Source organism: Streptomyces sp. NPDC043861 (assembly GCF_056435905.1).
This window is the reverse complement of record NZ_JBWKDP010000005.1, coordinates 169,710-191,465: the sequence shown is the minus strand read 5'-3', so window position 1 is coordinate 191,465 and position 21,756 is coordinate 169,710. Positions and strand designations below refer to the sequence as shown.

Sequence of the window (21,756 nt, the reverse complement as noted above, 5' to 3'; positions counted from 1 at the left end):
CACACCGCACCCCTGGCCCCGGACGGTCTCCGCCCGGGGCCAGGGGTGCGGTGCGGCTCAGTGCACGAGCGTGTAACTGCGCCACGGTGGGTAGCCGGGCGCGATGTTGCCGAAGAGCGTCGTCGGGATGTACGCCGACTGGGGCCCCGTGCAGTTGGGTGTCGTGTACATGATCATGTCGATCAGGGTGGCGTTCTCGACCCGGTGGGCACCGAGCGGGAGTCTGTGGCAGCCGTTCACACCGGGGTTGGAGATGGAAACGACCCGCTCGCCCACGGTCTCGTAGTTGACGGTGCCCACCGCGTTGCGGCCGAGGCCGGAGCAGCCGGCGACGGCGAGGGTCAGGAGCAGTGCCCCGGCGGCGATGCCGGGACGCCGGAGATGGGACATGGCCGGTCCTCGTCTGTCGTGGATCTTCTGCTGTCGGTCCTCGGCGGGACCCGGCGGGTGCGCCGTCGTCCGTGATCGCGGGGCTCGTGCTCGCCACACTGCCGGACATCCCGCGGGGCGGCACCCCGGATGCGGCCGCACAGGGGATCCGGATGCTCGACCGGGCGTCAGGACGGGAATACCGTTGAAGAGGGGACCGGTGCGGACGGCAAGGGGTGCCGTGATGGTCGAAGAACTCGTGGTGGCAGGTCTGGCGGCCGGATCCGCCTGCGTGGTGTACGGGCTTGCCGCGGCCAAGGTCATCAAGCAGTTCGAACGCGGTGTCGTGTTCCGCCTCGGGCGCCTGCGCGCGCGTGTCCGTGAGCCGGGACTCACCTTGATCGTTCCGGTGGTCGACCGGCTGCACAAGGTGAACATGCAGATCGTGACCATGCCGGTGCCCGCCCAGGAGGGCATCACCAGGGACAACGTCACGGTCCGGGTGGACGCCGTCGTGTACTTCAAGGTGGTGGACGCGGCCGACGCGATCGTCAAGGTGGAGGACTACCGTTTCGCCGTCTCCCAGATGGCGCAGACCTCACTGCGCTCGATCATCGGCAAGAGCGAGCTGGACGATCTGCTCTCCAACCGGGAGAAGCTCAATCAGGGCCTCGAGCTGATGATCGACAGCCCGGCGCTCGGCTGGGGGGTGAGCGTCGACCGCGTGGAGATCAAGGATGTGTCCCTGCCGGAGACGATGAAGCGTTCGATGGCACGGCAGGCCGAGGCGGACCGCGAGCGCAGGGCCCGGGTCATCAACGCCGACGCGGAACTGCAGGCGTCCAAGAAGCTGGCGGAGGCAGCGCACCAGATGGCCGATGCGCCATCGGCCCTGCAGTTGCGGCTGCTGCAGACCGTGATGGCGGTGGCCGCCGAGAAGAACTCCACACTGGTGCTGCCCATCCCCGTCGAACTTCTGCGCTTCCTGGAGCGGGGGCACTCCGGCCCGCAGTCCGCCGCCTCCTCCGAGTCCGGCCACGGCGGGTCCGCCCTGCCGGACGCGTCCGGCGCCGCCGCCGGTTCCCTCGCCCCGAAGGAGCTCACCACGGACGGACCCGACACGAACGACGCGGCCGAGGAAAAGCCTGCGGCCCTGGAAGGGCTGGAGAGGCTCACAAGCCTGGATGTCCCCCTGCCGGACGCGCCCGTGTCATCGGTGCCTCCAGAGCTCTCGCCGGAGCGTGCGACCGACGGTCGCGACAGGGAAGGGCGCAACAAGGACGGCCAGGACATGGACGCCGAGGACGCCGGGGGCCGAAGGACCGTCGACCGTCCGGGATGAATGCGCCGACCGTTTCCGTGTGGCTGTGGCTGTGGCTGTGGCTGTGGCCGGGGAGCGGGGAGCGGGGATGGCGCCGACCGCCCGTGGTGATCCGTGCGCGCGGCAGGGCACCGCGCAGCGGGCGCTGTCAGTGCCCACCCGTAGGGTCGCGGATGCGAGGGACTCGACCAGAGGGAGGGAGGTCCGCGCATGCTGCACACCTGTGCCGCGGTGTTCGTTCCTGCCGCCCTGCCGAGGGAGGGACGGGTCGCCTTCTGGAGCCCGGACGGCGCCGGGACTCCCGTCACGTCCACGGCCATGGGGGAGTCCGGCGAGCTGACGGTCGTCGGATCGCACGGCACCGGAGTCCGGAGCCGCTCCGTCCCCGTGGTACTGCTGTCCGTCGCCGAGGCCGTACCGCTGCTCCTGCGCGCCCGGTCCGACCCGGCGGCGCACCCGGCCACCGCCTGCTGGGGAGCGGCCGCGCAGCATGCCCTGCAGCTCGTCGCGCGCGGCAGACTGCTGCCCGGGCTGACGCACGACGACCACGATGCCTGGCGCGCGGGGCCCCTGGACGCCGACGACATCGCTCATCTGCGGGCCGTCGGCGCCGCCATGCCCCCCGAGGCGTACGCCACACCGCTCCCGGGCCCGCGCCCTCTTCGCCTGCCCGAGCCGGAGGCCCTGATCAGGGCGTTTCTGGACGCGGTCGCGGACACCCTGCCGCGTACACCCGCTGCCGAGCACGCGGCAGGACGGCCGTTCGCCGCGACGGCACCGCAGCGGCTGCCCGCGGCGCGGGAGTGGGCGGCGGAGGCCGCGGCCGGAATGGACGCGGGCGTGAGGATCTCGCTGCGCCTCGATCTGCAGGCGCACCAGCTCTTCGATCTCGCGGAGGAGGACGGCGCCGGACGGCAGGCGGGCGCCGCACTCGTGCAGGTGCACAGCCTCGCCGACCCGTCGCTCGTCCTGGACGCCGCCCGGCTGTGGGCGGGCGAGGGCGACGAGCACTTCGGACCGAGGGCCCGCATCGACGCTCTGCTGGCCCTGCGCCGTGCCGCCAGGGTGTGGCCGGCGCTCGGACGGCTCATGGAGCGCGAAGTCCCCGACGTACTGCCGCTCACCGACGACGAGTTGTACGAGCTGCTGGGTGAGGCGGCGGCCCGGCTCGGCGCGGCGGGGGTGGCGGTCCACTGGCCCAAGGAGCTGGCCCGGACCCTCAGCGCCACAGCCGTCGTCCGGGCGCCCGCGCCCGGCTCCGCAACCGACGGGACTCCGTTCTTCGACAGCGAGCAGCTCCTCACGTTCAACTGGCAGCTGGCGCTGGACGGCGACCCGCTCACCGAGAGCGAGATGGACGCGCTCGCCGAGTCGCACCGTCCGGTCGTCCGGTTGCGCGACCAGTGGGTCGTGGTCGATCCCGGTCTCGTGCGCAAGGCACGCAAACGTGAGTTGGGCCTCCTCGAGCCCGTGGACGCGCTGGCCGTCGCGCTCACCGGCACCGCCGAGGTGGAAGGAAGGACGGTCGAGGCCGTCCCCGAGGGTGCGCTGAGGGCCCTGCGCGACCGGCTCATCGAGGGTCCGGCGGGCCTGGCCCCGCCCGCCGGTCTCGACGCCACCCTGCGCGACTACCAGCTGCGCGGTCTCGCATGGCTGGACCTGATGACCTCGCTCGGCCTCGGCGGTTGTCTGGCCGACGACATGGGCCTCGGCAAGACGGTCACGCTCATCGCGCTCCATCTGCACCGCGCCGAGCGCGGCGCACACCAGGGCACCCGCACGGCACCCACGCTCGTCGTGTGCCCGGCCTCGCTGCTCGGCAACTGGCAGCGCGAGATCACCCGGTTCGCCCCCGGTCTGGCGGTGTGCCGCTTCCACGGTGCGGAGCGCACTCTGGACGGGGCCGACGCCGACCCCGACCGCCCCGGCTTCGTCCTCACCACCTACGGCACCATGCGCACCCGCGCCGCAGAGCTCGCGGCCCGGCGATGGGGCATGGTCGTCGCGGACGAGGCCCAGCACATCAAGAACCCCTTCTCCGTGACCGCCAGGGCGCTGCGCACCATCCCGGCCCCCGCACGGGTCGCCCTCACCGGCACACCTGTCGAGAACAACCTCTCGGAGCTCTGGTCCCTCCTCGACTGGACCACGCCAGGACTCCTCGGCCCGCTCAAATCGTTCCGTGCCCGTCACGCCCGCGCGGTCGAGAACGACGAACACGTCGAGAACCAGCAGGCCGTGGAGCGGCTCGCACGCCTCGTCCGGCCGTTCCTGCTGCGCCGCAGGAAGTCCGACCCGGGCATCGTGCCCGAGCTGCCGCCCAAGACCGAGTCCGACCACCCGGTCCCGCTCACCCGGGAGCAGGCGTCGCTCTACGAGGCGGTCGTGCGCGAGACCATGGCGCAGATCGAGAGTGCCGAGGGCATCGCCCGCCGGGGCCTCATCATGAAGCTGCTGACCTCCCTGAAGCAGATCTGCAACCACCCGGCGCAGTATCTGAAGGAGGACACCACCCGTCTCTCCGCCCGCTCCGGCAAGCTCGCCCTCCTCGACGAACTCCTCGACACCATCATCGCGGAGGACGGCTCGGTCCTGGTGTTCACCCAGTACGTATCCATGGCCCGGCTCATCTCCGGCCATCTCAGCGCCCGGGGGATCACGTCCCAGCTGCTCGACGGCTCCACTCCCGTGCCCGAGCGGGAGCGGATGGTCGACCGCTTCCAGTCGGGGGAGATCCCCGTCTTCATCCTCTCCCTCAAGGCCGCGGGCACAGGACTGAACCTCACCCGCGCCGGCCATGTCGTCCACTACGACCGCTGGTGGAACCCGGCGGTCGAGGACCAGGCCACCGACCGTGCGTACCGCATCGGCCAGACACAGCCGGTGCAGGTGCACCGTCTCGTCGCCGAGGGCACGGTGGAGGACCGTATCGCCGAAATGCTGCGCTCCAAGCGGGCGTTGGCGGACGCCGTGCTCGGCTCGGGGGAGGCGGCGCTGACCGAGCTCACCGACCGGGAACTGGCTGATCTGGTCTCGCTGAGGAGGCCCTCATGAGAGCGGTCGCCGGGACGTCCGTCATGCGGACGACGACCATGGGGAGGACTGCATGACGGCCCGTCGCGCCGGTGCCGGACGCAGGGACGCCCCACACAGGCCGGACGACCGGCGGCGTACGTTCCCGCCGCTCGCCCCCCGGGCCGCCGACGAGTCCTTCGCCGCCTCCTGGTGGGGAAACGCATGGGTGGAAGCGCTGGAGGACACGGCACTCGACCCGGCCCGGCTGGCCCGTGGCCGCACCTACGCCGGACGCGGCCACGTCGACGCGATCACCGTCACGCCCGGCCGGGTCACGGCGTACGTCCACGGCTCCCGCCCGCGCCCGTACCGTACGGACATCAGGCTCCGCACCCTGGGCGACGACGCCTGGGACCGGTTGCTCGGCACCGCGGCCTCCCGCCCGGACCACATCGCCGCCCTGCTCGACAAGGACGTCCCGCACGCACTCGCGGCCGCCGCCGACCTGCTTCCCGTGCCCGGCGACCTGATCCCCGACTGCTCCTGCCCCGACGACGGCTTCCCCTGCAAGCATGCGGCCGCGCTCTGCTACCAGACGGCGCGGATCCTCGACGAGGACCCGTTCGTGCTGTTCCTCATGCGCGGCCGTGGCGAAGGGGAGGTCCTCGCCGAGCTCACTCGGCGCAACGCCTCCTTCCTCCGGCCCTCGGCCGGGGGCGTTCCCCCCTCGGTTCGCCCGTCGTCCGACCGGACCGTGGCCGGGCGGGCGACCGAGGACGACGCCGATGCACCGCCGGCATCGGTCGTCGCCCGCGACGCCTTCGCGCCGCGCACACTGCCGCCGCTCCCGCCGCCGCTTCCCGCACCGCCGCAGCCCGGGCGCCCACCGGTGTACCCCCAGGCGCCCGGAGCCCCCGACCCGCTTGCCCTCGAGCTACTCGCCACGGAAGCCGCGGCCCGTGCCCACACCATCCTCGGCACCGGGTGCGACCCTGTCGCGGACCTCTCACCCTGGCAGGACGCGGTCCGGCTGGCCGCCGCCCACCCCGGCTCCGGGCTCACCGCCTCCACCCGCGCGCTGTACACCGCACTAGCCCGTGCCACCGGCCGCGCCCCGACGGAGCTGGCACGCGCCGTCGCGGCCTGGCGTCAGGGCGGCCTTGCGGGCCTTGCGGCCCTGGAGGAGGAGTGGGACCCGCCGGCCGGCCCCTTCGACCGGGCCCGCCCCGCTCTGATCGCGGCGGATTTCCCGGACTTCCGCCCCCGGCGCAACCGGCTCTCCACCCCCGCGCTGCAACTGCGCCTCGGCCGGGACGGTTTGTGGTACGGCTATGAATCGGACCCCGGCCGTGACGACTGGTGGCCCCGCGGCACCCCCGACGCGGATCCGGTCGGGGCGCTCGCCGCGCTGCTCGACCGATGACCGCCGACCGACCGATGACCGCCGACCGCTGAGGTGCGGCCCGTCCGGGCCGGCGCCGACGCCGGACGGTTCGTGAACACTCAGGAGCCGGTATGACCCGTGCGCACACGAACCGACCCGCCGACCTCGTGATCGAGGGGTGCACCGTGCTCACCCACACGCAGGACGGGGACATCGGATTCGAGGAGGACGGCGCCGTCGTCGTACGCGACGGGGCCATCGAGGCGATCACCTCCGCCCGTGAGGCGGCCGGCCTGCCCGCACAGGAGCGGATGGACGCGCGCGGCAGGCTGGCCATGCCCGGGCTGATCAACTGCCATACGCACGCCCCCATGGTGGCTCTGCGCGGCATCGCGGAGGACGTGCCGGTCGAGGAATGGTTCAACGACTGGATCTGGCCCGTCGAAAGCAACCTCACCGACGAGATCGTCGAGCTCGGCGCGCTCCTCGCCTGCGCCGAGATGATCCGCGGCGGGGTCACGGCCTTCGCCGACCACTACTTCTCGATGGACCGGGTCGCCGCCGCGGTCGTGCACAGCGGGCTGCGCGCCAACCTCGGCTGGGCCTACTTCTCCAGCCAGGGCCCCCAGGGGCGCGAGCGTTCCCTGGACTTCGCCCTCCGCCGCAACGGCGACGCCGGCGGCCGGATCACCACCTCGCTGGCCCCCCACTCCCCGTACACCGTCGACGAGACGGACCTCGGGGCCACCGCCGAACTGGCCCGTGAGCACGGGCTACCGGTCCACCTCCATGCAGCCGAGAACCGGGCACAGACGGAGTCCAGCCTCGAACGGTTCGGCCGGACCCCCATCGAGACGCTCCACCGCACGGGCCTGCTCGACGTGGACATTCTCATCGCCCATGGCACAGGCATCGTCGAACGAGATCTTCCCCTGCTCGAGCGGGCCGCGGGCCGCACCGGGATCGCGACCGCGCCCAAGGGCTATCTGAAGTTCGGCTGGGACACGACTCCGATCAGGGCGCTGCGCTCGATCGGTGTCCCGGTGGGCCTGGCCACGGACGGGGCCGCGTCGAACAACACCCTCGACGTATGGGAGAGCATGACGCTCACCGCGCTGGTGCAGAAGTCGGCTGAGCGGGACCCGCGCTGGCTCACGGCCCGCCAGGCCCTCGGCCATGCGACCGTCCAGAGCGCGCAGGCCGCGGGGCTGGCGGAGCAGGCAGGGGTGCTCGCGCCGGGGCGTCGTGCCGATCTGATCCTGGTGGATCTGACCGGCCCCCATATGCGTCCGCTTCATGACATCGCCGCGGCCCTCGTCCTCAGTGCACGGTCCGCCGATGTGCTGACCACGATCGTGGACGGCCAAGTCCTTATGCGCGACCGAAAGCTGCTGACCGTCGATGTGGAAGAGATCGCCGGTGAACTCACGGCCAGACTGCCGCAGTTGACCGACCGGAGTCATGGGCGTCGTATTCAGGAATACGCCCCCGGGCGCCGGGCGACCTGAACGCGTGGACGATGCAGAGCAGTTCGACAATGTGCCCACTCGATCGGGTGAAAGGATTGTCGGCCATAACCCGATTGGCTTCATGGCGTTATTTCCGGTGCGGGCGAGCACCCGTGTTGATTCTCCGGAAGGCAGTAACCAATGAGGCAGATTCGCCGAACAGGACTGGTCACAGTGATGGTCGCGGGCGGAGCCATCGTCGCGGCAGGAACCGCTCACGCCGACTCGGGCGCACAGGGGGACGCGACCGGGTCGCCGGGTGTGCTCTCCGGAAACACGGTGCAGATCCCGGTGCATGTCCCGGTGAATGTGTGCGGCAACACCGTCAATGTGGTCGGTCTGCTGAATCCGGCGGTCGGGAACGGCTGTGAGAACCGGGGCGGCGCCAATGCGGGCAGCGCCGCCCATGGCGACAACGGCGGTCATGCCCACAGCAGCGACCGCAGCGCCGGCGGTGCCGTCGCCCACGGCGACAGCAAGGACTCCCCGGGCCTCCTCTCCGGCAACGGCATCCAGCTTCCCGTCGATGTGCCCGTGAACGTCACCGGAAACTCGGTCAACGTCGTCGGTATCGGCAACCCGTCCGTCGGCAACGCGTCGTCGAACTCTCCCGTGAAGCCCCCGGCGCCGAGGCCGGTGACCCCGCCGAGGACGGAAGAGGTGCTCCCGGCCCACCACGAGCCCCACCACGGGCCCCGGCACCGCCTCGCCGAGACGGGCGCTCCCGGCGGCCTGGGCCTCGCCGTCCCCACGGGAGCGGCGCTGATCCTCGGCGGCGCGGTGCTCTACCGGCGCGTTCGCCCCGCGGTCCACGGTGCCGCGGTTCTTGGCGTCTAGGGCCCCTCGTTCGGATCTTGCCGGGCCCGCGTGCCCCGGCACGCACGCTCGCCGCGTTGTCGTCAGTCGCCTACGCTCCGCCCTCCGCCTTGCGAGCGCACGCACCGGACCCCGCTCACCGATCCAGCCCGATCCAAACGAAAGACCCCAGCGCGGTGACCCGAGCGTCTGCGGGATGCCGGCGGCGCCCGGATCACGGCGACTTCCCCGGTCCGCCGCCAGGGGCCGAGGGGAACGACCGCAAGGCGGTGGGGGCGCTCCCCCCCGGCCTTGTCGGGGTGGCCCCGGCCGGCCGGAGACCGGGGGATCGCCCTCGTACCGGCCATGGACGGATGACCCGACGATGCGGCGAGGTGTGGTGCAGGGTGTCGCGAGCCGGTGAGCCCTTCCGGTCACCGCACCGGCCGTGTCAGGCCCGTCGGCGCCACGAGGAGAGCACCGCTTCGATGGCCGAGGCCACACGCGCACGGGCCTCGTGCCGGGGCACACCCTGCATGAGCAGAGCGTCGTACTGCGTGTCCAGATGGCGCACGGAGGCACGCACCGCCGCTGTGACCGCGCCCTCGTCCAACGCGCGGCCGGCCGCGGTGCGGCCCACGCGGCCGCTGCCGCGCACCGATGTGTGGGCCGCGACGTCCAGTGCACGGTCGAGCGGGCAGGACGGAAAGAGCCTGAGGATCTCCGCGGTGAGTGCGGCCGTGAAGCGTACGTCCTCGGCCGCCCGCCGGGCGGCGTCGCGCTCCCGGCGACGGGCCCGTGCATCGGCATCGGCCAGACAGGCCGCCTCCGCGCGCATGAGCGCCGCCTCCTCGACGAGCACCCCCTGGCGCTCAAAGCGGGTACGGCTTCTGTTGTGCCGTACGACGACGGCCCACAGCGAACTCGCCTCACGGGCACGCCGGGTCAGTGCCGCGTTCCCGCGCGGCAGGAAGACGAGATGCCCGAGGTCCGCGCAGTCCAGACAACGCGGCGAGTTGAACTCCAGGACCATCCGCTCCAGCGGGCCGCGCCGGCATTCCGCACAGTGCCGCCGCTTCAGCGGCTCGACGACCACCAGTGGTTCCATGCCCCGATCCCTCCCCGACCCCGCACCTCTCCACCGCCGTCCCTCCAATATTCGGTCGAGAAGGAGGTGTTGGAGTTGTTAGGTTCTCGGACGTGGCGAAACTCAATCAGATCATCGCAGTCGAGAAGGGCGTCAAGTCCAAGGCGCACCAGGACCTCACGGCGGCCCACCACGGCCTCCAGAAGCCCGCGCTGCTGGCCGGAATCGCCAGGACGTACCAGCCGAAGGACGAGGAGGGCGAGCAGCTGCCACCCGAGTCCACGCTGGTCCAGGTCAAGGCCGAGGACGTGCTGCGCGACACCGCGAAGACGCTGACCCGGCTGTTCGACGTCACCGCCACCAAGGACTGGGCGAACTGCACGGCCCGCGCCGATGTCACCGTCGACGGGCGGGTGCTGGTGGCCGAGGCGCCTGTGGCGTATCTCCTCTTCCTGGAGAAGCAGCTGACGGACATCAACACCTTTGTGCGCAAGCTGCCGGTGCTCGATGCCGCCGAGTCCTGGTCGCAGGACCCGTCCACGGACTCCTGGAAGACCGAGCCGGTCAAGACGGTCCGCACCAAGAAGGTGCCCCGCAACCATGTGAAGGCCGAGGCCACCGAGAAGCACCCGGCGCAGGTGGAGGTGTACTACGAGGACATCCCGGTCGGTTACTGGACCACGGTGAAGTTCTCCGGCGCACTGCCCGCCCGCCGTGTCAACGAACTGCTCGACCGGGTGGAGAAGCTCCAGCAGGCGGTGAAGTTCGCCCGGGAGGAGGCGAACGGTGTGGACGTCACCGACCAGCGCATGGGGGACGCCGTATTCGGCTACCTCTTCGGTCAGTAGACCGGAAGAGGTCGGCCGCACAGACTCCCCGGCCGCAGATCGCGGCCGGGGTGCGCGAGGAGCGCAAAGCTGAAACTGAAGCTTGTCGTGAACCACGCGGTTCCAGTGGAGGTTCGAGTCCTCCCCCCGGCACTTCCCGTACGGACGACGGATACGGGACATCGGGCCGGGGTAGCCCAACTCGGCAGAGGCAGACCGCGATGAATCTCAGACTCTCGCTCCAGACTCAGCATTCGCCGCTCATCGCCGGATCGACCGGGCCCGGGCCCTGGTGCGTCGAATTGCCGGTTCAAGTCCGGCCCGCGGAGCTCGATCCGCGGTGGTCCAAAGGAAGGACGCGACGCAATGACGACTGACCCGGGTCCTCAAGCGTGCCGGCGTGTGAATATGGGTGGCATCAACAGGGCTCGGGGGCCGGCTACGCCCCCGGGCCCGCTCCCCTTTCCGGCTGCGTCTACTGACGGTATCCGCTCAGGAAGCGGCCGATACGGCTGATCGCCGCGTCGAGATCGTCGGCGTACGGGAGCGTCAGGATCCGGAAGTGGTCCGGCCGTGGCCAGCTGAAGCCCGTGCCCTGGACGACCTGGATCTTCTCGCGCAGCAGCAGGTCCAGCACGAACTTCTCGTCGTCGTGGATGGGATGCACCTTGGGGTCGAGACGCGGGAAGGCGTACAGCGCACCCTTCGGCTTCACACAGGAGACCCCCGGGATCTCGTTGAGTCGCTCCCATGCGCGATTGCGCTGCTCGTGCAGCCTCCCGCCGGGAGCGGTGAGTTCGCCTATCGACTGGCGTCCACCGAGCGCGGCCTGGATGGCGTACTGCGCGGGCGCGTTGGGACACAGCCGCATGGAGGCGAGCATGTTGAGCCCTTCCAGATAGTTGCGCGCATGCTGCCGGGGGCCCGTGACGACCAGCCAGCCTGAGCGGAAGCCGGCCACACGGTATGTCTTCGACAACCCGCCGAAGGTGAGGACGACCAGGTCGGGGGCGAGAGCGGCGGCGCTGTGGTGAATTGCGTCGTCGTACACGATCTGGTCGTAGATCTCGTCGGCGAACACCATCAACTGGTGCCTGCGCGCCAGATCGAGGATGCCCTCGATGATCTCGCGCGGATACACGGCACCGGTGGGGTTGTTGGGGTTGATGATCACGACGGCCCTGGTGCGGTCGGTGATCTTCGAGGCCATGTCGTCGAGGTCCGGATACCAGTCGGCGGACTCGTCGCACACATAGTGGACGGGCTTCCCGCCGGAGAGGGTGGTGACAGCCGTCCACAGCGGGAAGTCGGGTGCCGGGACGAGGACTTCGTCGCCGTCCTCCAGCAGGGCCTGCACCGCCATGGAGACGAGCTCGGACACGCCGTTGCCGAGGAAGATGTCGTCGACGCCGACCCCGGTCAGTCCGAGGGACTGATATCGCTGCGCGACGGCGCGGCGCGCGGAGAGGATGCCGCGCGAGTCGGTGTAGCCGTGCGCCTGCGGAAGCATCCGGATCATGTCCTGGACGATCTCTTCCGGGGCCTCGAAGCCGAAGAGTGCCGGATTGCCCGTGTTGAGGCGCAGGACACTGTGGCCCGCCTCCTCAAGTGCGTTGGCGTGCTCGATCACCGGGCCGCGGATCTCGTAGCAGACCTCGCTGAGCTTGCTCGACTGCCGGAACTCCATGCCGTGGCCTCCCCAGAAACGGTGTTACTTGGTTTTACCAAGTGGAAGCTTGGAAAGTCCAACAACATGTCTAGACTGCGGGCCATGCCGTCACATCCGTCACCTCCGACGCGTGGTCCACGCCGCCGGAGTTACGACCAGTACTGCGCCGCCGCGCGCGCCCTCGACGCCGTCGGTGACCGCTGGACCCTGCTGATCGTCAGGGAACTGCTGGCCGGTCCGCGCCGCTACACCGATCTGCACGCCGATCTGCCCGGTGTCAGCACGGATGTGCTGGCCTCCCGGCTCAAGGACATGGAACGCGACGGTCTGGCCGGGCGGCGCCGTCTTCCGGCACCCGCCTCCGCGTTCGTCTACGAACTGACCGAACGGGGCAGGGCGTTGCTGCCGGTGCTCACCGCACTGGCCGAATGGGGCACGTCCGAGCTCGCCGAACGCCGGGACACGGACGCGGTACGGGCGCACTGGTTCGCGATTCCGTTGCTGCGAGGCCTGGAGCGGCAGGGGGTGACCGGACTCGTGCATGTGCACCTGGACGAAGGGGAGTTCCATCTGCGAGTCGGTGGCGACGATGACGGGCCGGCGTACCGGGACGGAGCGGCCGCGGTCACCGACGGACCCGTCGTCCGGCTGGAGCTCGACGCGGAGACGTGTCTGGCGGTCAGCCGGGGCAGCCTCACGGTCGAGGACGGCGTACGGGAGGGGCGCATCCGTGTCTCCGGCGACGGGCCTCTGGCGACCGCCCTGTCCGGCCTCACGGCTTCGGCCGGCGCGGGCGCGCGGTGACCGTCGCCGGGACACATGTGCGGAGCCGGCCTCTCCAGCAGGGCACCACCACCTGGGCCGGTTCCTCGCCGCCGATGCCGACAGTGCAGTCGGTGCCGTCGGCGATGATCCGGCGTTCCGGCGGGACGCCGGAAGGACGTCAGGCGCGGTCGGCAGCCCCACGGGCACGACCTGCGTGGAGCCGAGCATGATGGAGCGGTGCGACTCGAACCGATCACCTGGGAACGGCTGACCGAGGCCGTCGCCGACCGGATCATGGGGACCACGGCCGGTGACGGCAGTCCCTGGCTGCGCATCGCCGTCGACGGTGCACCCGCCGCCGGAACCGGCCCCGTGGCCGGTGCGCTCGCCGAGGCCCTGCGGCTGCTCGGTCGTTCCGTGCTGGTGGTCGACACGGGCGGGTTTCTGCGGCCCGCTTCGCTGCGGTACGAGTACGGGCGCGAGGACCCCGAGACCTACTACGACGGCTGGTTCGACACGGGCGCCCTCCGGCGAGAGGTGTTCGGGCCGCTGGAGCCGGGTGGGTCCGGGCGCGTGCTGCCCGACCTGTGGGACCCCGTGACGGACCGCGCCACCCGCACCGCGCACCACGAACTCCCGCCCGGCGGCGTGCTGGTGCTGCACGGTCCGCTTCTGCTCGGGCAGTGGTTCCCCTTCGACCTGACCCTGCATCTGCGGCTTTCGCCCGGCGCCCTGAGCCGCCGGACCGACGGGGCGCAGCGATGGACGCTGCCCGCGTTCGAGCGATACGAGCAGGAGGTCGGCCCGGACGAGGCCGCCGATGTCGTCGTCCGCACCGACGATCCGCGCCACCCGGCCTGGAACGACCCCTGGGGGCCACAGCGGTCCTGAGAACGTCAGGGGCAATCGTCGTCGCGGACCGGCGGACGGCCGCCGTGCAGGGTGACTGCGAGCGCTCCCGCGCGGCAGCCCTCGTGGGCGGCGGTCCCCGGTCCCGCACCCGTCAGGAGCGCGGCGAGGAACGCACCGGTGAAGGCGTCGCCCGCGCCCGTCGAATCGACCGCCTTCTCCGGAACCGGCGGCACTCGGGCCGTCACCCGACCCCCCTCCGCCACCAGCGCCCCGCCCGCGCCGAGCGTGACGACGGCGAGCGGCACCTGACGGCTCAGCTTGGCGGCGGCATCGGCGGCGTCCGGGATACCGGTGAGGAGCCGGGCCTCGTCGGCATTGGGCAGCAGCACGTCCGCGCCCGAGACCAGGGCGAGGAAGCGGTCCACCCCGAGCGCGGTGATGAAGCCCGCCGAGGCCGGGTCCACGCTCACCGGGACGCCCCTCTCGCGGGCGTCCGCCAGCGCGAGGACGGCCAGTTCGCGGCTGGAGGCCGCGAAGAAGAGATAGCCGGACAGATGCAGCCGGCCGACCCCGTCGAGAAGGGCGGGCGACCAGTCGGTGGCGGAGATCCGCAGGGCCGCCCCGCTGTCGGTGAGGAAGGTGCGTTCGGCATCCGCGTCGACGAGCGCGACGACGGTGGCGGTCTCCGCCTCGTGATCGGGTACCAGGAGCGGCCGCACCCCTGCCCGGCGGAGGCGGGTGTCGTGCCAGGACGCGCTCTCGCTGCCGACGCGGCCGAGCAGCCGTACGTCGGGACAGCCCGCATAGGCGGCCCAGCAGGCCGCGTTGGCACCCGCGCCGCCCGGCAGGGTCCGTATCTCGGCGGCCGTGTCGGTGCCATGGGCGAGCCCGGAGCCGTGCCGTGCCACGACATCGGTGGCCACGTCCCCGACGACCAGCAGCGCACCCCCGACTCCGGGGTGCTGACCGCCTCCGCCGTGCTTCGTACGCTTCACAGCGCCGCCGCGATCCGGGCCGCCAGCCGGACGTTGCCGCGTACGGCCGCGAGGTTCGCCTCCAGCGACGCGCCTTCCGTGCGCCGCATCAGATGGTCGAGGAGGAAGGGGGTGACCGCCTGGCCCGTGATGCCCCGCTCCCGGCACGCGTCCAGGGCCTCCTCCAGCACCCGGTCGTGCAGCCGGGGGTCGAGCTGCTCGTCCTCCGGGACCGGGTGGGCGACGATCAGTGCCGTGTCCGGGCCGCCGAGTGCGTCCTGGGCCCGTATCACCTCCGCCACTTCCCGGGGCGTGTGCACCGTCCAGTCGACCGGCTCCCCCGAGGAGGTCAGATAGAAGCCCGGGAACCGGTCGGTGCCGTAGCCGACGATGCCGACGCCCAGGGTCTCCAGTCGTTGGAGCGTCGCCGGGACGTCGAGGATCGACTTCACCCCGGCGCAGACGACGGCGATCCGAGTCTGCGCGAGCAGCCGCAGATCCGCGGACTCGTCCTGGGACGTGGTCCACTCCCGGTGCACCCCGCCGAGCCCGCCGGTCGCGAAGACCCGGATCCCCGCACGGGCTGCGAGGAACGCGGTGGCGGACACGGTCGTCGCCCCGCTCGCTCCCGCCGCGAGGGCGGGGGCGAGATCGCGGTGGCCGAGCTTGCGCACCGCCGGGTCCGATGCGACCCGCTCCAACTGGCCCTTGTCCAGGCCGGCATGGGCCCGGCCGTCCAGCACGGCGATCGTCGCGGGTACCGCACCGTTGTCCCTGACCAGGGACTCCAGTTCCTCCGCGACGGCGAGATTGCGTGGGCGCGGCAGTCCGTGCGCGATGATCGTGGACTCGAGGGCGACTACGGGCCGGCGCGCTGCCAGCGCCTCCCGTACCTCTTCCGACAGCAGCAGTGTGGTCTCGGGCATGTCCCATCCCTGGCACGGCGGGGCCCTGCGCAAACGTTTCGGCAGCAATGAGTGCGGGGTCGCACCGACCGTCCCCGCCGCGACACGCTGCTCGGCCCCCGCTAAGGTGACGCGCCATGACGACCTTTGATCACAGCGCCGCCACCCCCGGTTCCCCTTCGTTTGTCGTGCACATTCCGGACGCCGAGCTGGAGGTCGAGCCGCTCGACCCCGGCCAGATCGTCGCCGGCGAGCCGGTCGTGACCGGCAAGGTGCTGTGGGAGTCCGAGGACGGCAAGCAGCTGCGGGGCATCTGGCAGATCACCCCGGGCGTGGTCACCGACACCGAGGCCAACGAACTGTTCGTCGTCGTCAGCGGGCGCGCCACCATCGAGGTCGAGGGCGGCGACACCCTGGAGGTCGGGCCGGGAGACGCCTGCGTGCTGCGCGAGGGCGACCGTACGACATGGACCGTTCACGAGACCCTGCGCAAGGCGTACCACATCAGTCTCTGAGCCCGGTCTCCGAGCACTTCGCCTCACTCGGTGGGACGGGTCTCCCGGGTCACCGGGACCGCCGGGGGTTCCGATGCGGCGGTGGGGGACGGAGCCGCGGCGTCCGCCGGGGCCGGTGCGGCCACGAGAGGCTCCGCACCCGGTGACGGGACGGCCGAGGGCACGGTGCCCGGACGCGGCCTGATCGCGCGATGGACGGCCAGCGCGGCCAGTGGGAGCAGCAGACAGGCCCCGACGGCGTTGAGGAAGCCGTAGCTCGCCTTCGACACGATGAGGCCCGCCGCCACGCCGCCCACGCCTGCCGCCGTGTTCATCGTGAGGTCCGAGAGGCCCTGGACCGCGGCGCGGGCGGGCCCGGGGACCGAGTCGGTGAGGAGCGCAGAGCCCGAGACGAGACCGGCGGACCAGCCGAGGCCGAGCAGGAACAGGCCCGCTGCCGTACGGCCGTGACTCGCCCCCGCCGTACCCGCCAGGAGCGCCGCGCAGGAGATCAGCGCCACGGCCAGACCGATCACCGAGAGCCGTCCCAGTCGGTCGGACAGCCAGCCCATCACCGGCGAGAAGGCGTACATGCCCGCGATATGGCCGCTGATGACCAGTCCGATGAGCTGTATTCCCGCGCCGTGGTGGCTCAGTGCGATCGGGGTCATCGACATGATCGACACCATCGCGGTGTGCGAGACGGCGACGGTGACGAGCGCCAGCCGGGCCCCCGCGGACTCCCGCACGGCCCGCACCCCCGCCCGTAGCGAGCGCCCTTCCCGTACGTTCTCCTCGGCCGGGGCCAGGGCCCGGGCCGTCAGAAGCGGATCGGGCCGCAGCAGGACCACGACGACCAGCGCCGAGATCAGGAAAACGCCGGCGGCCCAGAGGAACGGGCCTGCTGTCTCGGGTATCCCGAGACCCGATGCGCTCCGCCCCGCCGGCGCCGCGATGTTCGGTCCGAGAACGGCTCCGATGGTGGTGGCCCACACCACCGTGGAGATGGCCCGAGCCCGCCGGTCCGGCTCGGCCAGATCCGCAGCCGCGAACCGCGCCTGCAAATTCGCCGACGAGGCCGCCCCGAAGCCCGCCATGCCCAGCAGAAGCAGTGGGAAGCTCCCGGCCACCGCGGCCAGGACGACCACGCCGGCACCGGCCGCCCCGATCAGATAGGCCAGGACGAGCCCAGGACGCCGCCCACGTGCGGTCATGAGCGCCGCCAGCGGGACGGACAGCAGCGCCGTGCCGGCGACGGTGGCCGTCGGGGCGAGCCCGGACAGCGCCTCGCTCCCGCTCACCTGCTGCGCGAGCACCGAGGCAAGAGCGATGCCCGTTGCGACGCCGAGCCCACCGAGGATCTGGCTGGCGATCAGCACGGCCGCGATCCGTCGCCGCAGTGCGGGCAGACCTTCCACGTCCGACGGAGCCGCTTCGGCCGAGACCGCTTTCCCGCCGGCGCTCACCGGGCGACCGTGCCGGAGGCGGGAACCGTGCGCGGTGCGGGGGAGAGGGCCGGCGAGGAAGCACGGCCCTCCGTGTCGGTGGCCATGGGGCCGGCGAATATGAGGCCCGCCGCGGCCGCGGGGAGGTCACGAGGGGTACTGGTCACTGCCGAAGTGTGCCAGTTACCCACAGTCGTAGGGAACCGTCCTTCCGGCCCCACCGCGTCAGAACAGCGGTTGCGGCAGCACTCCCTCCAGCGCCAGCAGCTTCCGCTTGGTCTCCAGTCCGCCTCCGAAGCCGCCCAGCCCTCCGTCGCTCTCCACGACCCGGTGGCACGGAACCACCACCGGCAGCGGATTGGACGCCATGGCCACGCCCACCGCCTGGGCTGCGCCCGGCTGCCCCGCCCGACCCGCCAGCTCGCCGTAGCCGACGACCGAACCATAGGGAACCCCCGATTCCAGCTCGCGCAGCACCTGGCGGTTGAAGCCGGATGTCAGCGACCAGTCGAGCCGGAGCCCGAAGTCCCGGCGCCCGCCCGCGAAGTACTCCGTGAGCTGCCGGACCGGCTCGGCGAGCAGATCCGGGCCCGGTGCGCCCCGTGACGGATCCCCGGCCCCGCCCAGCTGCGCGGCCAGCCGGGCGATCGCCTTGTCCCGCACCGGTGGGTGGGCGTGGAAGACGACGCTCACCAGCCCCTCCCCAGTGGCGGCGAGCAGCAGCGGCCCGATGGCGGAGTCCATGACCGTCCACTCGAAGCTGTTCATGCGGACCACCGTACGGCTGCCCACTGACAGCGGTCCTGACCTGCGAAAGCAGCGGGAAGCCCGCGGAGGGGCCGCTTCCGTCCCGGCGCCCGCGGATGAATCCTGCCCCCGATGTTTGTTTGCCGCCCCATGCGCCATACCCTCGCCCGGTACGGGCTTCCTCGACGGGGGCACACGGGGGCACGAGCGGAGCAAGGGGCGAAGGGCATAGAACGATGCAGGGCACAGTCGACGGTTTCAGCTACGGCGTCGTCACACCTGTGGCCGCCTATCTCATGGCCTGCCTCGGGGGTGCGCTGGGGCTGCGCTGCACCACCAGATCCGTACGCGGCAGCGGCCCCTTCAAGCCCGGCTGGCTGGCCCTCGGCGCGATCTCCATCGGCTCCGGGATCTGGACCATGCACTTCGTCGCGATGATGGGCTTCACCGTCGCGGAGGCCCCGGTCGACTACCACCGGCCGACGACGCTCGCCAGCCTGGGCGTCGCCGTCGTCATGACCGGCATCGGCATCTTCATCGTGGGTTGCCGCGGCGCCACGGCGATGACCCTGTTCACCGGCGGCACCATCACGGGCCTCGGTATCGCCTCCATGCACTATCTGGGCATGGCGGGAATGCGCCTGCAGGGCCGTCTCGAGTACGACACGGCCACCGTCGCCCTCTCCGTGGTCATCGCCGTCGTCGCAGCGACCACGGCACTGTGGGCCGCCGTGTCCGTCCACGGCTTTCTGCCGAGCCTCGGCGCCTGCCTGGTGATGGGCGTCGCCGTGAGCGGGATGCACTACACCGGAATGGCGGGCGTCAGCGTGCATCTGCACTCCACCGCGCCTGCGGCCGGTGCAGGTGCCCCGCCCGCCACCCTGATCGCCCCGTTGCTGGTCGGCCCGGCCGCTTTCCTGGTGCTGGCCGCTGCCGTCGTCATGTTCGACCCGCTCGCCGTCGTGGGCGACCCCGGTGGCCCGGACCGGCAGCAGCCCACGGCCCCGCGCCGGATCGTGATCGGGCGCAAGGGGATCGGGCGCCGGGTCCGGGCAGACGTGCCCGCGCAGCGGAGGCTGCCCACGTACGCCGAGCCCGGGAAATGGTCGGAGCCCTCCCGCTCGGTGCGGCGCACCTCCCAGCGCACCCGCAATCGCTGACCGCTTCCCCTCCGCTTCCCCTCCGCCCGCTCGTCCTCCTCCTCCTTCCTGCGCGTCGTCGCCGCTGCCCTCCGGCCCCCGGGACGGATCCAGGACCGGGCCCGGTTGTCAGTGGCGGGTCGTACGGTGGTTCCATGCGGCCCGTATCCCAGATCGAACGCACGATGGCGCCCTTCGAGGTCGTCAGCCCCTACCAGCCCAGCGGTGACCAGCCCACGGCCATCGCCGAGCTCGAGAAGCGCATCCGCGCAGGTGAGAAGGATGTCGTCCTGCTCGGTGCAACCGGCACGGGCAAGTCGGCGACCACGGCCTGGATGATCGAGAAGCTTCAGCGCCCCACTCTGGTGATGGCGCCGAACAAGACGCTGGCCGCCCAGCTGGCCAATGAGTTCCGCGAGCTCCTGCCGAACAACGCGGTGGAGTACTTCGTCTCGTACTACGACTACTACCAGCCCGAGGCGTACGTCCCGCAGTCGGACACCTACATCGAGAAGGACTCCTCCATCAACGAGGAGGTCGAGCGACTGCGCCACTCCGCGACGAACTCGCTGCTGACCCGCCGCGACGTCGTCGTGGTCGCCTCGGTCTCGTGCATCTACGGTCTCGGCACCCCGCAGGAGTACGTGGACCGTATGGTGCCGCTGAAGGTCGGCGAGGAGATCGACCGCGACCAGCTGCTGCGCCGTTTCGTCGACATCCAGTACACGCGCAACGACCTGGCGTTCACCCGCGGCACCTTCCGGGTCCGGGGCGACACCATCGAGATCTTCCCGGTCTACGAGGAGCTGGCCGTCCGCATCGAGATGTTCGGCGACGAGATCGAGGCCCTCTCCACGCTCCACCCGCTCACCGGCGAGGTGATCAGCGACGACCAGGAGCTGTACGTCTTCCCCGCAAGCCACTACGTGGCGGGTCCCGAACGCATGGAGAAGGCGGTCAACGGCATCGAGCGCGAGCTGGAGGAGCGCCTCGCCGAACTGGAGAAGCAGGGCAAGCTGCTGGAGTCGCAGCGGCTGCGCATGCGCACCACGTACGACATCGAGATGCTCCGCCAGATCGGCTCCTGCTCCGGCGTCGAGAACTACTCGATGCACTTCGACGACCGCGCCCCGGGCACCGCGCCCAACACCCTCCTCGACTACTTCCCGGAGGACTTCCTGCTCGTCATCGACGAGTCGCATGTGACGGTCCCGCAGATCGGCGCGATGTACGAGGGGGACGCCTCCCGCAAGCGGACCCTGGTCGAGCACGGCTTCCGGCTGCCTTCGGCACTCGACAACAGGCCGCTGAAGTGGGAGGAGTTCCAGAAGCGGATCGGCCAGAGCGTCTATCTCTCCGCCACCCCGGGCACCTACGAACTCTCCCGCTCCGACGGCTTCGTCGAGCAGATCATCCGGCCCACCGGCCTCGTCGACCCCGAGGTCGTCGTCAAGCCCACCGAGGGGCAGATCGACGATCTGGTGCACGAGATCCGCAAGCGCACCGAGAAGGACGAGCGCGTCCTGGTCACCACGCTCACCAAGAAGATGGCCGAGGACCTCACCGACTACTTCCTGGAGCTGGGCATCCAGGTCCGGTATCTGCACAGCGACGTCGACACCCTCCGCCGTGTCGAGCTGCTGCGCGAGCTGCGCGCGGGTGAGTACGACGTGCTGGTCGGCATCAACCTGCTCCGTGAGGGCCTCGACCTCCCCGAGGTGTCGCTGGTGGCCATCCTCGACGCCGACAAGGAGGGCTTCCTGCGCTCCGGCACCTCGCTCATCCAGACCATCGGCCGTGCGGCACGCAATGTCTCCGGTCAGGTCCATATGTATGCCGACAAGATCACCCCGGCGATGGAGAAGGCGATCGAGGAGACCAACCGCCGCCGTGAGAAGCAGGTTGCCTACAACAAGGCGAACGGCATCGATCCGCAGCCGCTCCGCAAGAAGATCAACGACATCGTGGCCACCATCGCGCGCGAGGAGGTCGACACCGAGCAGCTGCTCGGCTCCGGCTACCGCCAGGGAAAGGACGGCAAGGGCGCCAAGGCGCCGGTGCCGTCGCTGGGTGCGCACGGGGTGACGGGGGCGAAGGGGACGAAGGCGGCCAAGGGCGGCAAGGCCGCTGCCGGCAGGGGCGATGTCACGAGCGACCGGCCGGCCGCCGAACTGGCCGGAATCATCGAGGAGATGACCGACCGGATGCGGGCCGCCGCGGCGGAGCTCCAGTTCGAGGTCGCGGCAAGGCTGCGGGACGAGGTCGGCGAGCTGAAGAGGGAACTCCGGCAGATGAAGGAGGCCGGCCTGGCCTGACGTGCCGGCAGGTGTGTTTCAGGACAGACACAGCAGATGTGTTTCAAGACCGACACAAAAGCAGCCCAAGTGGCTGCGCCGTCGGCGTGGGTGCGTAGGGTACGGGGCAACCGCACATACGGACGGTTGCGGGGGACTGTGAGAG

19 protein-coding genes and 1 tRNA gene are annotated in these 21,756 nt (G+C 71.2%); 12 read left to right on the top strand and 8 right to left on the bottom strand.

Going from position 1 to position 21,756, the window contains the following annotated elements; all coding sequences use genetic code 11:
* Positions 1-57 precede the first annotated feature (57 nt).
* A complete protein-coding gene (locus tag AC068D_RS14405) occupies positions 58-390 on the bottom strand; it encodes a hypothetical protein (protein ID WP_478823322.1) in 333 nt (110 codons plus the stop codon).
* 223 nt (positions 391-613) lie between these two features.
* Here AC068D_RS14405 and AC068D_RS14400 point away from each other — a divergent pair, with 223 nt between their 5' ends.
* The 5 genes from AC068D_RS14400 (at position 614) to AC068D_RS14380 (ending at position 8,434) form a co-directional block, all read left to right on the top strand.
* Positions 614-1,711, top strand: coding sequence for a slipin family protein (locus AC068D_RS14400; RefSeq protein WP_478823321.1), 1,098 nt, complete (start codon positions 614-616; stop codon positions 1,709-1,711).
* Between the two features lie 189 nt (positions 1,712-1,900).
* The gene (locus AC068D_RS14395; RefSeq protein WP_478823320.1) at positions 1,901-4,744 is read left to right on the top strand and encodes a DEAD/DEAH box helicase; all 2,844 of its coding nucleotides are present in this window, start codon (positions 1,901-1,903) and stop codon (positions 4,742-4,744) included.
* Positions 4,745-4,796: 52 nt separating this feature from the next.
* Complete coding sequence (locus AC068D_RS14390) at positions 4,797-6,128, top strand: SWIM zinc finger family protein (protein WP_478823319.1); 1,332 nt, start codon at positions 4,797-4,799, stop codon at positions 6,126-6,128.
* 92 nt (positions 6,129-6,220) lie between these two features.
* Positions 6,221-7,597 (top strand): amidohydrolase, encoded by a 1,377-nt coding sequence (locus AC068D_RS14385; protein WP_478823318.1) that lies wholly within the window; start codon positions 6,221-6,223, stop codon positions 7,595-7,597.
* A 141-nt stretch (positions 7,598-7,738) separates the two neighbouring features.
* Positions 7,739-8,434, top strand: coding sequence for a chaplin (locus AC068D_RS14380; protein ID WP_478823317.1), 696 nt, complete (start codon positions 7,739-7,741; stop codon positions 8,432-8,434).
* Between the two features lie 409 nt (positions 8,435-8,843).
* On the opposite strand, the gene AC068D_RS14375 is transcribed toward AC068D_RS14380, so the two are convergent.
* A complete protein-coding gene (locus AC068D_RS14375) occupies positions 8,844-9,500 on the bottom strand; it encodes a DUF2293 domain-containing protein (RefSeq protein ID WP_478823316.1) in 657 nt (218 codons plus the stop codon).
* A gap of 92 nt (positions 9,501-9,592) precedes the next feature.
* Here AC068D_RS14375 and AC068D_RS14370 point away from each other — a divergent pair, with 92 nt between their 5' ends.
* Both AC068D_RS14370 and AC068D_RS14365 read left to right on the top strand, forming a co-directional pair.
* Positions 9,593-10,327 carry a DUF7873 family protein gene (locus AC068D_RS14370; RefSeq protein ID WP_478823315.1) on the top strand — a complete coding sequence of 245 codons (735 nt, stop codon included), beginning with the start codon at positions 9,593-9,595 and terminating at the stop codon, positions 10,325-10,327.
* 44 nt (positions 10,328-10,371) lie between these two features.
* Positions 10,372-10,459: transfer RNA gene (locus AC068D_RS14365), tRNA-OTHER, on the top strand.
* Positions 10,460-10,781: 322 nt separating this feature from the next.
* On the opposite strand, the gene AC068D_RS14360 is transcribed toward AC068D_RS14365, so the two are convergent.
* Positions 10,782-11,993 carry a pyridoxal phosphate-dependent aminotransferase gene (locus tag AC068D_RS14360; RefSeq protein WP_478823314.1) on the bottom strand — a complete coding sequence of 404 codons (1,212 nt, stop codon included), beginning with the start codon at positions 11,991-11,993 and terminating at the stop codon, positions 10,782-10,784.
* Positions 11,994-12,059: 66 nt separating this feature from the next.
* Between AC068D_RS14360 and AC068D_RS14355 the strand changes: the two genes are divergently transcribed.
* On the top strand, positions 12,060-12,779 hold the full coding sequence (locus tag AC068D_RS14355; protein WP_478823313.1) for a winged helix-turn-helix transcriptional regulator: 720 nt from the start codon (positions 12,060-12,062) through the stop codon (positions 12,777-12,779).
* A gap of 198 nt (positions 12,780-12,977) precedes the next feature.
* On the top strand, positions 12,978-13,631 hold the full coding sequence (locus AC068D_RS14350) for a nucleoside/nucleotide kinase family protein (RefSeq protein ID WP_478823312.1): 654 nt from the start codon (positions 12,978-12,980) through the stop codon (positions 13,629-13,631).
* A gap of 5 nt (positions 13,632-13,636) precedes the next feature.
* On the opposite strand, the gene AC068D_RS14345 is transcribed toward AC068D_RS14350, so the two are convergent.
* Both AC068D_RS14345 and AC068D_RS14340 read right to left on the bottom strand, forming a co-directional pair.
* Positions 13,637-14,587, bottom strand: a complete 951-nt coding sequence (locus tag AC068D_RS14345) for a carbohydrate kinase family protein (protein ID WP_478823311.1) — start codon at positions 14,585-14,587, stop codon at positions 13,637-13,639.
* Entirely contained in the window at positions 14,584-15,492 is a 909-nt protein-coding gene (locus AC068D_RS14340; RefSeq protein WP_478823310.1) for a pseudouridine-5'-phosphate glycosidase, read from the bottom strand. The genes AC068D_RS14345 and AC068D_RS14340 overlap by 4 nt, the downstream gene beginning before the upstream one ends.
* 116 nt (positions 15,493-15,608) lie before the next feature.
* Here AC068D_RS14340 and AC068D_RS14335 point away from each other — a divergent pair, with 116 nt between their 5' ends.
* Positions 15,609-15,986: a cupin domain-containing protein gene (locus tag AC068D_RS14335; protein WP_478823309.1), complete on the top strand. Its 378-nt coding sequence runs from the start codon at positions 15,609-15,611 to the stop codon at positions 15,984-15,986.
* 23 nt (positions 15,987-16,009) lie between these two features.
* Here the strand turns inward: AC068D_RS14335 and AC068D_RS14330 are convergent, their stop codons facing one another.
* Genes AC068D_RS14330 through AC068D_RS14320 form a run of 3 tightly spaced genes read right to left on the bottom strand, consistent with a single transcriptional unit; the run spans position 16,010 to position 18,178 of the window.
* Positions 16,010-17,431 (bottom strand): MFS transporter, encoded by a 1,422-nt coding sequence (locus AC068D_RS14330; RefSeq protein WP_478823308.1) that lies wholly within the window; start codon positions 17,429-17,431, stop codon positions 16,010-16,012.
* Positions 17,428-17,577 carry a hypothetical protein gene (locus AC068D_RS14325; RefSeq protein WP_478823307.1) on the bottom strand — a complete coding sequence of 50 codons (150 nt, stop codon included), beginning with the start codon at positions 17,575-17,577 and terminating at the stop codon, positions 17,428-17,430. The genes AC068D_RS14330 and AC068D_RS14325 overlap by 4 nt, the downstream gene beginning before the upstream one ends.
* A 58-nt stretch (positions 17,578-17,635) precedes the next feature.
* Positions 17,636-18,178: a methylated-DNA--[protein]-cysteine S-methyltransferase gene (locus AC068D_RS14320; protein ID WP_478823306.1), complete on the bottom strand. Its 543-nt coding sequence runs from the start codon at positions 18,176-18,178 to the stop codon at positions 17,636-17,638.
* Positions 18,179-18,393: 215 nt separating this feature from the next.
* Here AC068D_RS14320 and AC068D_RS14315 point away from each other — a divergent pair, with 215 nt between their 5' ends.
* Both AC068D_RS14315 and uvrB read left to right on the top strand, forming a co-directional pair.
* Complete coding sequence (locus AC068D_RS14315) at positions 18,394-19,317, top strand: MHYT domain-containing protein (RefSeq protein WP_478823305.1); 924 nt, start codon at positions 18,394-18,396, stop codon at positions 19,315-19,317.
* Positions 19,318-19,451: 134 nt separating this feature from the next.
* Positions 19,452-21,611, top strand: a complete 2,160-nt coding sequence (uvrB, locus tag AC068D_RS14310; protein ID WP_478823304.1) for an excinuclease ABC subunit UvrB — start codon at positions 19,452-19,454, stop codon at positions 21,609-21,611.
* The last annotated feature ends 145 nt before the right edge of the window (positions 21,612-21,756 follow it).